We start from the raw sequence: 15,973 nt of genomic DNA on the forward strand, positions 1-15,973 counted from the left end.
GTCCGAGCGACCGCGGTGACCGCGAACCATTCCTTAGCGTCGCTGGTACCCTACAGGTCCTATGGGCCGATTCCTGATCACTCGACCGGATGCGTCGGGGTCCAAGCGATCAATTCATCGAGCTCCATCGGTCGGCCGTAAAAATAGCCTTGACCAAGATGACAACCCAGCTCACGCGCTAGCCGGGCTTCGACTTCCGTTTCCACGCCTTCGGCAATGACGGTCTGGCCGAGCCGAATACCCAACTCGATGGCCGACTGGAACAGGACGCGTCCTTGCTCACTGCGCGGCGCGGCAGCGACGAAGCTACGGTCGATCTTCAGTTCCGTGCTAGGCAGCTGCATGAGGAACTGCATCGTCGCCGCGCCCGTGCCGTAGTCGTCTATAGCGACCTTGAAGCCATGAAGGCGAGAACGGATCAATGCTTCGAGCACGTGTGCCCGATCTTCCATCAGATGCGTCTCGGTCACTTCCAGAGTGAAGCATTCCGGCTGATCGCGTGCGGCAGCGACGATCTCCGACATTTGGTCGATGATCGCCAGGTTGTGCAGATTGTGCATCGACACATTGAAGGCAATGTTGATATCGATGCCTGCCCGCAAGAATGCCGCGCGGTCATGGACGGTACGTTCAAGGACGGACAGCGTGAGTGCGTCGATGAGGTTCGCGCTTTCGGCGGCCCGGATCACCTCGGGAGCCGGAACATAGCCATGCTCCGCATCTTGCCACCGCAGCAGGGCTTCGGCGCCGACGAGTGAGCCGTCCTGCATATCCACCTTGGGCTGATAGACCAGGCGCAGGGAACCGGCGCCTAAGCCGGCAAGGACCCTATCGCTGCTGAGCCTTATTTCATGCGAATCCCGAGGCGATGCTTGGCCAACGGGGTGGTATCGCTGCAACGCTTCTGAGAGGGGCTCGAAGTTCACGGGTTTGCGCAGCACCCCGAGAATCGTCAGCCCCTTTGCTTCGGCGAACTGCCGGCTTACCTCCAGGACCCGAGAGTCCTCGCCACTGAGCAGGATGATGGCCGGCCTATTCGGCAGTGCCGCGACATGGCTCATCAAGCGAATCCCGTCCATGCCGGGCATGTTGAGATCGCATATCAGCAGTTCGATGGGATGGGCCGCCAGTCGATCGAGGGCGGCTGCGCCATTGTCCGCGGTCTCCAAGGACCGAAAACCGACATCGCCGAGTAATGTCGAGATGATGCCCACCATCATCGGGTCGTCATCGACGACCAGAACTCTCAATCCGACCGGGTATAGCGAGCTAGGCACAGATTGAGATTCCCCTAGACAATCACAGCGGGTTGTTCTAGAAGGCTAGCAGATACGAATGTAAAGAGATGGGGAGCGTGATACTCATCACGGATTGCATATGGACAGACTTCGGGCTTTTGGCCCGGTCGATTCCGGGGGATATCGACGATGTCCATCAAAATCTGCGATCGGGTCCAGATCCAGCATCGACACGGCCTACGCGATTCACGACTGGCGGCATAGGAAAGGACCACTTGTCGAGCCCTAGGCTGCGCGCTAGCCGAGCCGTTAACCAAGGATGAGGCGGGTGACGAGTGAGTAAAGTCCAAACGCCTGCAAGATTCCTGATCGCTGACGACCATCCGATCATCGTCGTCGCGCTCGCCGAGATGCTGAAATCCGCGCTGGGCCAAGATAGGATCTTGGTCGATTCTGTTACGGATAGCGACAGCCTAATTTTTCGCCTTCAAGCCGAGGCCTGGGACTATTTGGTGCTGGACCTGCACATGCCAGGCCGCCTGAAGAGTGTTCCGTTACTGCAGGCAATTCTGACCATGCAGCCCCGCCTGTGCGTAGTGATTTACACAGGGGTGAGGCACCCATGTCTCGCCCAGACCCTGCTTGACATGGGTGCTCGCGCCTTCGTATCTAAGTCAAGCGGCCCGCAAGTCGCGATCGAGGCAATCAGCAACGTAGTTGCTGGAGATGCGTACGTGGATCCGGTCATTGATCTTGAGGCGGCCAAGAATCATCCATGGCATCAGCTGACTTCTGGTGAGCGTGCGGTCGTGATCGCATTAGCGCGGGGAGAGAACCTGCAGGCTATCGCCATCGACAGCGATCGCAGTTACAAGACTGTTACCACCCACAAGTACAACGCACTGCGCAAACTTGGCTTGAGGTCGAAGGATGAACTCGGTCAATACCTAGAGCATCATGGGCTCGACTATTTGCTCCAGTGAGAGATTCCGTTCCCGGATCATCGCCCTGACCTTCAGCAGCGTCCCGTTGTTGTTGGTGCCACGCAGAATCTCGGCTTCGCCGCCGCCCTCTAGATGCACCTCGATGATGATGGCGGGAGGAACCGTCTTGGAGTTTGGCTGCAGCGCCTGGATATACTCCCGATTGGAGTCCAGCGAGCATGGGAAGACTCTATCTCGCCTGCTCAAGACTACACAGCCCCTGCCTATGGACCTTCATGTCCATGTCGACTGGACATAAGACCTCTCAGCTCTGGACGCCAGTGCCTCCTGAAATACCTATGCCGCCGAATAGGACAATCGCAAACGGACTAATCCGGATAACGCTGTACTGGACGTTGATGTCCAGTGATCGCCGCCCCCTTCCGGTGCCCGCGTTCCCTTAGGGTCGGAAACAACAGTCGTTCGCCAGCAGGGCATTTGCGACATTCCTAAGCACCACCATCACTAGCCACGGTAAGCGGCTGATTAATAAAAAAGATTTGCGCTGCTCGCAAAAACACCGAAGTTTGTTTTTCGCTACAAACTTCGGTGTTTTGCCCAGTCGGCCCAAAGCAGAGGTTAGCCGCGCGCGACCTATGTCATATGCACTATATTGGTGCAATGCCGTCCGACGCGTCCGTCCCTCCCTCTCTTGATCGCCTGACTACCCCGCTGGTCTGGGCCGATGCGTCCGGCCGCATCGGCGGCAGCAACGCGGCATTCGCGCGTTGGCTCGGCATCAGCGTGCGGCGCCTGGTCGATCAGCCGCTGGCCGCGCTGGAACTGGACGGCGATGCGCTGCGCCGCGCCTTGTCCGCGGCAACGTCGGCCGATGCCGAGCCGTTGCGCCTGCGCCGCATCGAACTGGCCTATCTGGGCGGCGAGCCGCGCTTCGCCGACGCCTGGCTGACGCGCGGCGAGGACGGCGGCTGGCTGCTGGAAGCGCATCCGGTGGACGAATTTCCGGGCGACGATCCGGCGATCGCGCTGCCGGGAGCGCTGTCGGCGGCGCTGAAGGGGCTCGCCCACGAATTGCGCAATCCGCTGGCGGGCTTGAAGGGCGCGGCGCAACTGCTGGCGCGGCGCAGCCAGGATGCGGCCGGCCATTTCGACGACAATTCGCGTGAGCTGACCGGGCTGATCGAATCGGAAGTCGAGCGCCTGACGCAGTTGCTCGACCGCCTGCTGTCGCCGATGCCGGCCGCTCCGCATGCGCCGCTCAACATCCACGCCACGCTCGAGCGCGTGCTGCGCCTGGCCGAAACCGATGCCGGTTGGGCGGTGCGTCTGGTGCGCGATTACGACCCCAGCCTGCCGGAGCTGTCCGGCGATGCCGACCGCCTCACCCAAGCGACGTGGAACCTGGTGCGCAACGCGATCGAAGCCGGCGCCGCCAACATCACGCTGCGCACCCGCGCCGAGCACGGCGTGCGCATCGGCGATGCGTTGCAGGCGCTGGCGTTGCGGATGGAAATCATCGACGACGGCCGCGGCGTGCCCGAAGACCTGACCGAGCGACTGTTCCTGCCGCTGGTCAGCGGCCGCGCCGATGGGAGCGGACTTGGCCTCGCGCTCGCACAGCAAATCGCGCGCGAGCACCGCGGTTCGCTGACCTATCGTTCGCGGCCGGGGCACACCGTATTCACGCTGCTATTGCCGATGCCGGCCGACGAGGCACGCGCCGATGGCTGAGACCACGCGCGTCTGGGTGGTCGACGACGACCGCGCCGTGCGCTTCGTACTGGCGACGGCGCTGCGCGAGGCCGGCTACGAAGTCGATGGCTTCGATTCGGCGCAGGCGGCGCTCGACGCCTTGCACGCGCGCCCGGCGCCGGACCTGCTGTTCACCGACGTGCGCATGCCCGGCGAAGGCGGCCTGGCGTTGCTCGAGAAGCTGAAGGCCGCGCATCCGCGGCTGCCGGTGATCGTGATGTCGGCGTATACCGATATCGCCAGCACCGCGGGCGCCTTCCGCGGCGGCGCGCACGAATTCCTGTCCAAGCCTTTCGATCTGGACGATGCGGTCGCGCTGGCCGAACGCGTGTTGCCCAAAGGCGCCGCGCCCGCCGCTCCGGCCGCCATGACGATAACGGCCGAGACGGCGCGGGCCGAAGCGCTGATCGGCAGCACGCCGGCGATGCGCGCGTTGTTCCGCAGCATCGGCCGCCTGGCGCAGGCGCCGGTATCGGTGCTGATCACCGGCGAGACCGGCACGGGCAAAGAACTGGTCGCGCGCGCCCTGCATCGCGAATCGCCGCGCGCGCGCAAGCCGTTCGTCGCGCTCAATACGGCCGCGATCCCGGCCGAACTGCTGGAGAGCGAACTGTTCGGCCACGAAGCCGGGGCGTTCACCGGCGCGCAGAAGCGACATGTCGGCCGCTTCGAACAGGCCGACGGCGGCAGCCTGTTCCTCGACGAGATCGGCGACATGCCGCTGCCGCTGCAGACGCGGCTGCTGCGGGTGCTGGCCGAGGGCGAGTTCTTCCGCGTCGGCGGCCGCGAACTGATCCGCGTCGACGTGCGCGTGATCGCGGCCACCCATCAACCTTTGGAAATGCTGGTCGCCGACGGCCGCTTTCGCGCCGACCTACTGCACCGCCTGGACGTGGTGCGCCTGCAATTGCCGCCGCTGCGCGAGCGCCGCGAGGACGTGCCCGAACTGGCCGAAGCCTTCCTGCATTCGGCCGCTCGCAAGCTCGGCGCGCCGGCCAAGCGGTTCGCCAAAGGCGCGATGGAGCGATTGCAGGCGCACGACTGGCCCGGCAACGTGCGCGAACTGGAAAACCTGTGTTGGCGCTTGGCGGCGCTGGCGCCGGGCGAGGCGATCACGCGCGCCGACGTGGACGAAGCGATCGCCGCGAAGGCACCGGCCGCGATCGACGGCGCTGCGGCATGGGAATCCGCGCTCGCCGCCTGGGCGCGAGCGCAATTACAGCAGGGCAACGAAGGCATCCACGCCGAAGCGCGCGAACGATTCGACCGCGCCCTGCTCGAGGCCGCGCTCGCGCACACCGGCGGCCGGCGCAGCGAAGCGGCCACGCGGCTGGGCCTGGGCCGCAATACGCTGACCCGCAAACTCGGCCCTGGCCGCAAACGGCGCTGAAGGCTGCTTTTGTAGGGCGGGGCTTGCCCCGCTGCCTCTGCTTGTGGGTTTGTGGCGATCTGCCGGCCTTTGAGGCCGGGGTTTCGTCCGCTAAAACCGCGGCCGAGTTACTTTCTTTTTGTGGGGCCCAAAAAGAACAGCAACCAAAGAAAAAGGGCCTTTGGAAGGTATCCCGGCGATGGGGTTGCCCCGTGTTCTTGGCCACCGCTCGCCAGCGCTCGGGATTCCTCCGTCGCTTCGACATTCAGATCCGAGGCGATCGATCCGAACGCCTCCTTAGCGCAACTCCGCAAAAGCCACGTCACCACAATCGCGGGGAATCAAAATCTAGTACCTGCGTAAGAAGGTCACCCACGACGAAAGCAGGTCTGCTGGCGGTCTTTCAGTCGCGACGCATCGCACCGCAGTTCAGGCCCTTTCTTGGGTTACTTTCTTTGGGCCAACAAAGAAAGTGACCCGGGCGCAGCCCGGAAGCCTTTGTCCATGGCGCGAGCCGCAGCGCAACGGCGAGGACGCGGGCCTGGATGACATGCCGCGCCTGCGGCATGCCCTTCGGGCCATCCGCTGCGCGGATGTTCGCTCCGGCATCCTGCCTGCGCAGTCCGGCCTTCGCCGGGATGACGGCTTAGGGGCAAGGGCACAAGCAAGATGGGTCCCAGCGTTCGCTGGGATGACGGCATGAGAGCGAAGGGCTTAAGAGCAATAGCAGCGGAGCAAGCTCCGCTTTACAAAGGCAGAGCAAAAAAAGAACAGGGGCGAAGGCTGCGGGGCAAGCCCCGCTCTACAGGGCGGTGCGGTCGAGGAAAGCGCGGATCGCCGGCACCAATTCGCGATGCTTGTCTTCGAGCACGTAGTGCCCGGCATCGTCGAAAAGCGTCACCTCGGCGTGCGGCAAGGCAGCGGTGAAGCCTTGCAGGCAATGCCGGTCGAACACGAAATCGCGCAGGCCCCAGCCGATAAACGCCGGACGATCGGCGAATTCATGCAGACGCTTGCCGGCCTCGGCCACCAATGGCCATGCCGCATCGCGCTCGGTCAGCGGGATGTCCTGCACGAAGCGCAGCGTCGCGATCCGGTTCGCCCACGAGTCGTAAGGCGCGACATAAGCGCGGCGCACGTCCGCCGGCATGCGCCTTTCGACGCCGACATGGGACGCGATGCCCGAAAACGCATTGAAGCCGCGGATCGCCAGCGCGCCCAGCGCGGAATCGCGGCCGAACGACAACTGCCACGGCATCTTTTTCGCGGCCGGCAAGGGAAACGCCGCGGTATTGGTGATCACCAGCCGCTCGACCTGCCCGGCATGCGACAAGGCCCAGCCGAAGCCGATCATGCCGCCCCAGTCGTGCACGGCAAGCGTCACCGGACCATCGATCTTCAAGTGGGCGAGCAGAGCGGCGAGATCGTCGACGCGCGATTGCAGCGTGTAACGATAGCTCGGATTCGAAGCGGGATCGTCGCCAGGCTTGTCCGACAGGCCCATGCCGACATGATCGGGCACGATGCAGCGGTAGCGGTCGCGCAAGCCGATCGTCAGATGCCGCCAGTAATAGCTCCACGACGGATTGCCGTGCAGCATCACGACCACCTCGCCGTCGCGCGGGCCTTCGTCGAGATAGCTCATCGCGATGCCGGGCCGCACTTCGAAGCGCCGCGGGGTGAAGGAGTAGTCGGGATAGATCATGGTGTCGTACTTCGAATGACTCAAACAAAAAGGGCCGGAATAACCGGCCCCTGATGCGATTGCGATACCCGCGTTACCAGACCACTTCGGCCATCGAGCAGTTCAGGCCCGAGCCGATGCCCAGCAGCGCGACGCGGTCGCCCTTCTTCAGGCGGCCCATCTCGCGCAGCTTGCTCAACACGATCGGCACCGAGGCCGGGCCGATGTTGCCGTGCTCGCCGAAGATGGTCATGACCTTCTTCGGATCGATGCCGAAGGCCTTGATGAAGGCCGCCGTATGCGCCTTGCTGACCTGGTGGATGACGAACTCGTCCATCTCCTCCACCACCCAGCCCAAGGCGATCTTGGCGGCGATGAAGGTTTTCTGCGCCAGCTTCAGGCCTTCGATCAGCAGCATGCGCGTGTCGGTGACCATCTGGTCGAGGTTGCCGCGGCACAGGCCATTCCATTGCGTCGCCGCGCGGGTCACGCCGCCGCGGTAACGCGGCGCGCCGGGCGCCAGTTCGGCGCGGGCGAGCACCATCGCGGCGGCGCCGCAGCCCAGGGTCAGGGTGGCCAGTTCGTTGCGGAACTGCTCCTCGGTGACGTCCGGGTGCATCAGCCGTTCCATGGTCTTGTCGTAGGCCAGGTTCGCGGTTTCGCCATCCACGACCAGCGCGTATTCGATCTCGCCGCGCTCGATCATGCGGCTGGCGATGTCCATGCCGTTGAGGAACGCGAGACAGGCGTTGGCCACGTCGAAGTTCTGGCACTCGTCGCCCAGGCCCAGGTTGCCGCTGACGATCGAGGCCGTGCTCGGCTCCAGGAAGTCGCGGCTGACCGACGTGTTGACCAGCAGGCCGACGCGGCTGGGTTCGATGCCGGCATCGGCCAGCGCCTTGACGCCGGCCAGGGTGGCGGCGTCGGAAGCCTGGACTTCGCCGTCCCACAGGCGGCGGGCATGGATGCCGGCGATGTCCTGCAGCACGTCGACCTTGATGTTGAGGCGGTCGAGGGTGGGCTTCAGGCGGGCGTTGATTTCATCGCTGGACAGCCGGCGCGGGGCATCGACATGGGCGAGGCCGGCGATGGCGACATGTTGGAACAGCATGGGCGTGGCCTGCGGGTCAGCCGAAAATGACCGGCCATGCTACCGGATAGCGCCCGCGAGCGCATGAAGGCTTCAGCCGCCGGCGGGATAGGTCTGGGCCTGGCCTTGCGCCATGGCCGGACGAGCGGACGGCGCGGCAGCGTTCGGTCCGCAGCGCCAGGCCGCATAACGTTGTTCGCCGTTGCTGGGCGGGGCCAGCGGGCTGACCGTATCGGCGCCCAAACCCGGGGCTTCGTTGCGGGCCAGGGTCTCCAGCTCGTCGCGGACCTTCAGATCGTTGCGCTGGTAGAAGGCCACGCTGTCGCGGACCGACACGACCACCTCGCCGCGCTTGTCGCAACCGGCCGGCGGGCCTTCGACAACCCGCACCGCCTGCGCGCCGGGCGCCATGTGGACCCAGGTGCAGCCGGCGGCGGTCAGGGCAAGTGCTGCGATGATGAGGATGCGCATAGCGTGCTCCGGGTCAGGACGCGATGATTGTGGCGCGGACCGAGTGAATGCTTCCAATGCAGTCCTTGAAGCCGTCATTCCCGCCTTCGCGGGAATGACGGCTAAAAAGCATCGCGCCGATGAGTAGCCATCGGCGCGATGCTTTGCGACACCGCGATGGTGGGCCGGAGCCCACCCTACGGCTTACTTCTTGCCGGCCGGCTTGCCGTCCGCGTCGACGATCGAAATCTCGCCCAGGTTCAGCGCGCGCACCGGCTTCTCGATCTTGGACAGGTCGCCGACCACCACCCAAGTCAATTTGGCCGGATCGATGGTCGCCGCCGCGGCCTTCACCTGCTCCGGCGTCAGCGCTTCGATCTCGGCCTTACGCTTGAATACGTAATCGTCCGGACGTCCGTAGCGCACGTTGCTGGCGATGGTGCCCAGCACGGCCGCGGCGGTTTCGTAGGAACCGGGCAGGCCGCGGATCTCGGTGGCCTGGATCTTGGCCACTTCCTCGGGCTTGGGCGGCACGGTGCCGCTGGCGTATTCGCTGATCTCGCGCTGCATTTCCTTCAGCGAGTCCGCGGTGCGGTCGATCTGCACCGGCGCGAACGCCAGCCACGGCCGCTGGCCCTGCGCGTTCGGGGCGAAGCTATAAGCGCCGTAAGCCCAATGCTTGTCTTCGCGCAGGTTCATGTTCAGGCGCGAAGAGAACTCGCCGCCGAGCACCGAATTGGCGATATCGAAGCGGACTGCGCCGGCATCGGCGCTGGACGGCACCACTTCGCCGGCGAAGATATTCGCCTGCACCGCGCCGGGCTGGTCGATCAGATAGACGCGCGGCTTGGCCGGCCGCTCGACCGCGGCCACGGCTTTGGCGGCGGAGGCGGCGCCTTCGCTCTTCCAGTCGCCCAGGTGCTTGTCCAGCAACGGCACGATCTCGGCCAGCGTGGTATCGCCGACCACGATCAGGGTGGCGCCCTCCGGCCGCACCCAATCGCGATGGAAGGCGACCATGTCGTCGCGGTTCAACGAAGCGATCGAAGCCTCGCTGCCGCTGCCGCTGAACGGAATGCCGTAAGGGTGGCCGTCGCCGTACAGCAGCGGCGGCAGCACGCGCAGCGCGGCGCCTTGCGGCTGCGCCTTCTCCTGCTTGATGCCGGCGATCCAGGTGGCGCGGACGCGGTCGATTTCCTTCTGGTCGAAGCGCGGCTTGCGCAGCATGTCGGCGAACAGTTGCAACGACGGCTCCAGGTTCTCCTTCAGCGCGGACAACGACGCGGTGCCGCCGTCGAGCGAGGCGCCGGCGCTGACGTTGGCGCCAAGCGATTCGCGGCGGTCGCCGAACGCCAGCGCGTCCAGATCGCCGGCGCCTTCGTCGAGCATCGACATCGAGAAGCTGGAGGTGCCCAGCTTGCGGCCCAGGTCGGCGCTGTAGCCGCCGTTGAACAGGTAGGTCATCTGCACCACCGGCACGTCGTGGCGCTCGGCCAGGATCAGCCGGGTGCCGTTCTTCAGCGTGGCGCGCTGCTGTTCGGGGAATTTCAGCTCGGGGAACGTGGCCGTGGTCGGCACTCCCTTGCTGCGGTCGACGTCGCTGGCGGTCACGGTGAACTTCGGATCGACCGGCGGCAGCGTCATCGGTTCGGGCGTCGCCGCCACGTCTTCCGGGATTTCCTGGCGCGCGCCGGGCAGCACCACCAACGTGTGGCCGCCGCGACTCAGGTATTTCTCGCCGCTGCCCTTCAGGTCGGCGGCCTTGGCGTCGGCGATGGCCTTCAGGCTGTCGCGGAAGCAACCCGGATTGCCGGTGTAGACCGCGCATTCGGCCAGCGCGTCGGCCTTGCCGCCGAAGCCGCCGATGCGTTCGACGCCGCGCACGAAGCTGGCCTTGAAGACCGTCTGCGCCTGCTTGAGCTCGGTGTCGGTGGGGCCTTCGGCGAGCAGCTTCTTCAGCTCTTCGTCGATCACCGCTTCCACTTTCGCCGGATCCACGCCTTCCTTGACGTCGGCCTGGATATAGAGCGTCGAACTCAGCTCGAACGGGTAGACATAGGCGCTGACCTCGTCGACCAGCTTGTCGTCGAACACCAGCCGCTTGTTGAGGCGCGAGCTCTTGCTGCCGCCCAGCACCTGCGCGAACAACTGCAGGCGTTCCATGTCCGGATCGCCGTACTTGGCGATGCTCCAGGCGCGGTAGATGCGCGCCTGCGGCACCTTGTCGGTCATCGTCGCGCGCGTGGCTTCGGCGTGCGCGCCTTCGGTCACCGGCTGGCGCTTCATGGTCGGGGTGGCCGGGATGTCGCCGAAATACTTGGCGACCTTGGCCTTGGCGGTGGCCACGTCGATGTCGCCGGCCAGCACCAGCACCGCGTTGTTCGGGCCGTACCAGGTGCGGAACCACTGCTTCACGTCGTCGAGCGAGGCCGCGTTCAAGTCGGCCATCGAGCCGATGGTGCTGTGGTGGTAGGGATGGCTCTTGGGATACAGCGCCTTGTAGATCTCGTCGTCGGCCTGGCCGTACGGCTGGTTCTCGCCCTGGCGCTTCTCGTTCTGGACGACGCCGCGCTGCTCATCGAGCGTCTTCTGATCGATCGCGCCGAGCAGGTGGCCCATGCGGTCCGATTCCATCCACAGCGCCATGTCGAGCGCGCTGGTCGGCACGTTCTCGAAATAATTCGTGCGGTCCAGCCAGGTGGTGCCGTTCATGCTGGTCGCGCCGACCAGTTCGAAGGGTTCGAAGAATTCGCCCTTGTGGTTTTCCGAGCCGTTGAACATCAGGTGCTCGAACAAGTGCGCGAAGCCGGTGCGGCCGGCCGGTTCGTCCTTGCTGCCGACGTGGTACCACAGGTTCACCGCCACGATCGGCGCCTTGCGGTCGGTGTGCACGATCACGCGCAGGCCGTTGGGCAGGGTGAACTCTTCGTACGCGATGTCGACTTCGGCCGCGGCCTTGGCCGCCGCAGGCGTCGCGGACGAACCCTGCGCCTGGTCCGGCGCCGACGTCTGCGAGCAGCCGCCGATCAATGCGGCGAGGACGGTGGCGTACAACACGGCGCGCGGCCGATGGATCTGGGACATGCGGCACTCCTTGGCGAGGCGGTCGGAAAATAAAGCGGCCCGTCATGCTACCGGGACGCCGCCCTGCCTACACTAGCCCTTAGTCACCCCCGCTCGGAGGTAGGCATGCCGACCCGACACAGCCTGGTCACCGGCGCCAATCGCGGCCTGGGGCTGGAGTTCGTACGCCAGTTGCTGGCGCGCGGCGACCGCGTGGTCGCCGCCTGCCGGCACCCGGGCAAGGCCTCGGCGCTCAACCAGCTGACCGGCCAGCATCCTGGACGGTTGCACGTGCTGCCGCTGGACGTGGCCGATCCCAAGGCCCATGCCGAACTGGCCAAGGAACTGGACCTGCTCGGCGACGGCGAGCACTACCGCCTCGGCCTGCTGGTCAACAACGCCGGCGTGCTGCATTCGGGCGAACGCTTCGGCCGGGTGAGCGCCGCCCATCTGGAAGACAGCTTCCGCACCAATGCGATGGGTCCGTTCCTGCTGACCCAGGCCTTGGCCGATAAATTGGCCGACGGTGCGAAGGTCGCCAACATCACCTCCGAACTGGGCTCCATCGCCGGGCTCGGTCGCTTCGGCACGCCCAGTTACAACATCAGCAAGGCAGCCTTGAACATGGCCGGCGCACTGCTGGCCAAGGCTTTGGCCGAACGCGGCATCGCCGTGGCGATGCTGCATCCGGGCTGGGCGCAGACCGACATGGGCGGCGATAACGCCAGTTTGCCGGTGGCCGAGTCGGTGCAGGGATTGTTGCGTGTGATCGATGCGCTGACGCCGAAACAGAGCGGCTCGTACCTGGATTGGCAGGGCCAAACGCTGCCCTGGTAGCCCGCGCTCTCTTTCCTGTCATCCCGAGCGTAGCGAGGGGTCTGCTTTCATTGATGGCAGATCCCTCGCTACGCTCGGGATGACAGCCATAAAGAGCGTCCGCCGTCCGCGCAATGCGGACGCTGCGGACATGCGTAACCGCGGTTATGGCCGCCCATCGCGGCCCCAACGGCTGGCACGCCGCTTGCGTTGCATGGGGCATCAGGAGGTGTCCCATGTCGTTCCGCCATCAACTCCGCCGTGGTCTGCTCGCCCTGCCGATGCTGTGCCTGCTCACCGCCGGTTTCTTCTCGGTGCGTTTCGCGCCGCAGCCCGAGCAGGACTTCCTGCGCACCGAAGCCTGCCAAAGCGAATTTCCGGTCGTCGACGCATTCGCCGGCTGAGCGTCGCCGCTGCGCGATAATGCGCGGATGTTCGACGTCATCCTCTACCAGCCCGAGATCCCGCCCAACACCGGCAACGCGATCCGCCTGTGCGCCAACACCGGTGCGCACCTGCACCTGATCGCGCCGCTGGGTTTCGCGCTGGAAGACAAGCAACTGCGGCGCGCGGGGCTGGATTACCACGAATACGCCACGCTGCAGGTGCACGACACGCTGGACGCCGCATTGGCGAAAATATCGCCATCGCGTCTGTTTGCGCTAAGCACGCGCAACAGCACGCGTTACGACCAGCCTCGGTACGCCGCCGGCGACGCTTTTTTGTTCGGACCGGAAACGCGCGGACTGCCCGACGACGTATTGGCCGCGATTCCGCCGATGCAGCGATTGCGGCTGCCGATGCGCCCGGACAACCGCAGCTTGAACCTTTCGAACGCCGTCGCCGTGGTCGTATACGAAGCTTGGCGCCAGCTCGAATTCGCAGGCGCTGCGCCATGACGGCGTTTTTTGCTTTTGTAGGAGCGGCTTCAGCCGCGAGCTCTTGATCTTGCTTTCGATTCCTCTCGTACAAGCTCGCGGCTGAAGCCGCTCCTACAAAACTGCCCAGCCGATAGCGCCACGACCTGAATCGCGGCCAAAAGTTTCAGAACTCGTGAGTTTAGAATTCAGGTTCCGTTATTTCGGCATTCGGATACTGCGCAAACCGGCTGCGAACGGCGTCGTTTTTCCGACGCCTCAGCGCCGGTCTAAAAATAACCACACATAAGGTTCTGCCCCATGAAGAAGTCCTTGCTTGCGCTGACCCTGCTCGCCGCGCTGCCGTTCGCCGCTTCGGCCGCCGAAGGCGTGTCCTACAACTACGTCCAGGGCGGCTATACCGCCACCAATGGCGAAAACGACGCCGACGCCGACGGCTGGGGTTTGGACGGCTCGGTCGCCATCCATCCCAATTTCCATCTCTTCGGCGCTTTCAGCAACCAGGAAATCGACGGCACCAGCATCGATTTCGACCAGTGGCGCGCCGGCGTGGGCTACAACCACGAAATCGCGCCGAAGGTCGACCTGGTCACCCGCGTCGCTTACGAGAAATTCGATGCCGGCCGCGACGCCGATTTCGACGGCTGGAGCGCGGAAGTCGGCGCCCGCGCGGCGCTGACCTCCAACTTCGAAGGCTATGCGATGGCCGGCTACGAAGACTACGAAGACACCGACCTGGTGAAGACCGACGGCGACTTCTACGGCCGCCTCGGCGCGCAGGTGAAGTTCAACCAGAACTGGGGCCTGAGTGGCGACGTCAAGTTCGCCGACGGCGACACCCAATGGTTCGTCGGCCCGCGCCTGACCTGGTGATACCGCGTTATCGCGACTGACGGCTCTCTCCCCCTGCCGTCGCGATGCGAAGCCCGGCCTTGCCGGGCTTCGTTTTTTTGCAGCGAGGCATCACCTGCGCCCTGCCTCGCCCTGTAGAGCGGGGCTTGCACGCCGCCTTGCCCAAGCCGTCATCCTGCGAAAGCGGGACTGCGGAAGCCGAAGGCCGTAGCGAACATCTGCATCAGCAGATGGCCCGAAGGGCGAGCGAAGCGAGTAACCCAGCGTCTTGGCTTGTCTCCCCTCATTGAAAAGAGGGACCGAGGGAGATTTGCTTTGGCTCTGTAGAGCGGAGCTTGCTCCGCTGCCATGGCTTGGAGGTTCTCGCGACCTGCCGGCCTTTCAGGCCGGGGTTTCGTCCGCTAAAACCGCGGCCGAGTTACTTTCTTTTTGTGGGGCCCAAAAAGAGAAGTAACCAAAGAAAAGGGGCCTTTGGAAGGTATTGCGGCAAGGGGCTCCCCCGTGTTCTTGGCCCCTTATCGCCGGCCCTCGGGATTCCTCCGTCGCTTCGATATTTGGATTCGAAGCGATCGACCGAACGCCTCCTTAGCGCAACTCCGCAAAAGCCACGTCACCCATAGGCTGCGAATCAAAATCTAGTACCTGCGTAAGAAGGTCACCCACGACGAAAGCAGGTCCGCTGGCCAACTTTCAGGCGCGACGCATCGCACCGCAGTTCAGGCCCTTTCTTGGGTTACTTTCTTTGGGCCAGCAAAGAAAGTGACCCGGGCGCAGCCGGAAGCCTTTGTCCATGGCGCGAGTCGCAGCGCAGCTGGCGAGGACGCGGGCCTGGATCCCGGCCTTCGCCGGGATGACGGCTTAGGGGCAAGAGCAAGAGCAACATGGGTCCCAGCGTTCGCTGGGATGACGGCTCAAGAGCGAACGGCTTAAGAGCAAACGGATTAAGGGCAAGAGCAGCGGAGCAAGCTCCGCTCTACAGAGCCGGAACAAGAGCAGCGGGGCAAGCCCCGCTCTACAAAGGCGGAGCAAAGGCAGAGGAGCGAGCTCCGTTCTACAGAGCGGCAACGCCATGGTCGCGCTAGGCCAAAAGACAGGGTTGCCGGCCCGATTAACGATTCCTTATCATTTGCCTGCTGCCTTCCGGCGGCTTTTTTCATCACTTTGATTTCAAGGACGGGGATTTCATGAAGAAGCAATTCGCGCTGGCGCTCGCGCTGGCTACGCTGCCGTTCGCCGCGTTCGCGGCCGAACCGAACTACACCTATGTCGAGGGCGGCTTCGCCCGCCTCAACCTGGACCTCGACGGCGTCGGCGACGTCGACTTCGACGGCTTCCAGGTGCGCGGCTCGGTCGAAGCCGGCAAAGACTTCCATTTCTTCGGCAGCTACGGCTCCACCAGCAACGACGACGCCGGCATCGACGTCGACTTCGACGAACTGCAGGTCGGCGTCGGTTACCACTATCCGCTCAGCGACAGCACCGACCTGCTGGCCGAAGTGGGCTACATCAAGCAGGAAATCGACGCCGAAACGGTCGGCGACGCCGATGCCGACGGCTACCGCGCCAGCGTCGGCTTCCGCAGCGCGTTCAACGACCATTTCGAAGGCTATGTGAAGGGTAGCTACAACGGTGGCGACTTCGACGGCTTCTCCGGCCTGATCGGCGCGCAGGTCAAGTTCAACCAGACCTGGGGCCTGGTCGGCGAGATCGAAGCCGGCGAGATGGACGACGGCCTGGATGCGACCAAGTACCTGATCGGCGTGCGCGCGAGCTTCTGATCGCATCGCGCAGGAGACCAAAAAGCCCGGCTCGCGCCGGGCTTTTTTTGCTCTCGTGG

12 protein-coding genes and 1 pseudogene are annotated in these 15,973 nt (G+C 64.5%); 8 read left to right on the plus strand and 5 right to left on the minus strand.

All coding sequences use genetic code 11. The features are described 5' to 3' along the window. Positions 1-77: 77 nt before the first annotated feature. Complete coding sequence (locus M2650_RS14540; RefSeq protein WP_345779867.1) at positions 78-1,277, minus strand: EAL domain-containing response regulator; 1,200 nt, start codon at positions 1,275-1,277, stop codon at positions 78-80. A gap of 296 nt (positions 1,278-1,573) precedes the next feature. On the opposite strand from M2650_RS14540, the gene M2650_RS14545 reads away from it, so the two are divergent. The 3 genes from M2650_RS14545 to ntrC all read left to right on the plus strand — a co-directional run bounded on the left by M2650_RS14545 (position 1,574) and on the right by ntrC (position 5,324). After that, positions 1,574-2,221, plus strand: coding sequence for a response regulator (locus M2650_RS14545; protein ID WP_249475777.1), 648 nt, complete (start codon positions 1,574-1,576; stop codon positions 2,219-2,221). A gap of 603 nt (positions 2,222-2,824) precedes the next feature. Then, positions 2,825-3,913, plus strand: coding sequence for a two-component system sensor histidine kinase NtrB (locus M2650_RS14550; protein ID WP_249475779.1), 1,089 nt, complete (start codon positions 2,825-2,827; stop codon positions 3,911-3,913). After that, positions 3,906-5,324: a nitrogen regulation protein NR(I) gene (gene ntrC / locus M2650_RS14555; protein ID WP_249475781.1), complete on the plus strand. Its 1,419-nt coding sequence runs from the start codon at positions 3,906-3,908 to the stop codon at positions 5,322-5,324. Before M2650_RS14550 ends, ntrC begins: the two co-directional genes overlap by 8 nt. 781 nt (positions 5,325-6,105) lie before the next feature. Here the strand turns inward: ntrC and M2650_RS14560 are convergent. From M2650_RS14560 to M2650_RS14575, 4 genes and pseudogenes are all read right to left on the minus strand, one after another. Further along, positions 6,106-7,008: an alpha/beta fold hydrolase gene (locus M2650_RS14560; protein ID WP_249475783.1), complete on the minus strand. Its 903-nt coding sequence runs from the start codon at positions 7,006-7,008 to the stop codon at positions 6,106-6,108. A gap of 73 nt (positions 7,009-7,081) precedes the next feature. After that, positions 7,082-8,098, minus strand: coding sequence for a 3-oxoacyl-ACP synthase III (locus M2650_RS14565; RefSeq protein WP_249475785.1), 1,017 nt, complete (start codon positions 8,096-8,098; stop codon positions 7,082-7,084). Between the two features lie 144 nt (positions 8,099-8,242). Next, a pseudogene (locus M2650_RS14570) lies at positions 8,243-8,548 on the minus strand (DUF4156 domain-containing protein); the annotation flags it as partial. Between the two features lie 183 nt (positions 8,549-8,731). Further along, a complete protein-coding gene (locus M2650_RS14575) occupies positions 8,732-11,611 on the minus strand; it encodes a M16 family metallopeptidase (protein WP_249475787.1) in 2,880 nt (959 codons plus the stop codon). Positions 11,612-11,716: 105 nt separating this feature from the next. On the opposite strand from M2650_RS14575, the gene M2650_RS14580 reads away from it, so the two are divergent. The 5 genes from M2650_RS14580 (at position 11,717) to M2650_RS14600 (ending at position 15,914) form a co-directional block, all read left to right on the plus strand. Beyond that, positions 11,717-12,427, plus strand: coding sequence for an SDR family oxidoreductase (locus tag M2650_RS14580; protein WP_249475789.1), 711 nt, complete (start codon positions 11,717-11,719; stop codon positions 12,425-12,427). A gap of 215 nt (positions 12,428-12,642) precedes the next feature. After that, the gene (locus M2650_RS14585) at positions 12,643-12,810 is read left to right on the plus strand and encodes a hypothetical protein (protein ID WP_249475791.1); all 168 of its coding nucleotides are present in this window, start codon (positions 12,643-12,645) and stop codon (positions 12,808-12,810) included. Positions 12,811-12,837: 27 nt separating this feature from the next. Continuing rightward, positions 12,838-13,305, plus strand: coding sequence for a tRNA (cytidine(34)-2'-O)-methyltransferase (locus M2650_RS14590; RefSeq protein WP_249475793.1), 468 nt, complete (start codon positions 12,838-12,840; stop codon positions 13,303-13,305). A 279-nt stretch (positions 13,306-13,584) separates the two neighbouring features. Next, the gene (locus M2650_RS14595) at positions 13,585-14,157 is read left to right on the plus strand and encodes an OmpO family porin (protein WP_249475795.1); all 573 of its coding nucleotides are present in this window, start codon (positions 13,585-13,587) and stop codon (positions 14,155-14,157) included. Positions 14,158-15,320: 1,163 nt separating this feature from the next. Further along, entirely contained in the window at positions 15,321-15,914 is a 594-nt protein-coding gene (locus M2650_RS14600) for an outer membrane beta-barrel protein (RefSeq protein WP_249475797.1), read from the plus strand. Positions 15,915-15,973 lie beyond the last annotated feature (59 nt).

This window comes from Luteimonas galliterrae, from assembly GCF_023374055.1.
Taxonomy (GTDB): Bacteria; Pseudomonadota; Gammaproteobacteria; order Xanthomonadales; family Xanthomonadaceae; genus Luteimonas_C; species Luteimonas_C galliterrae.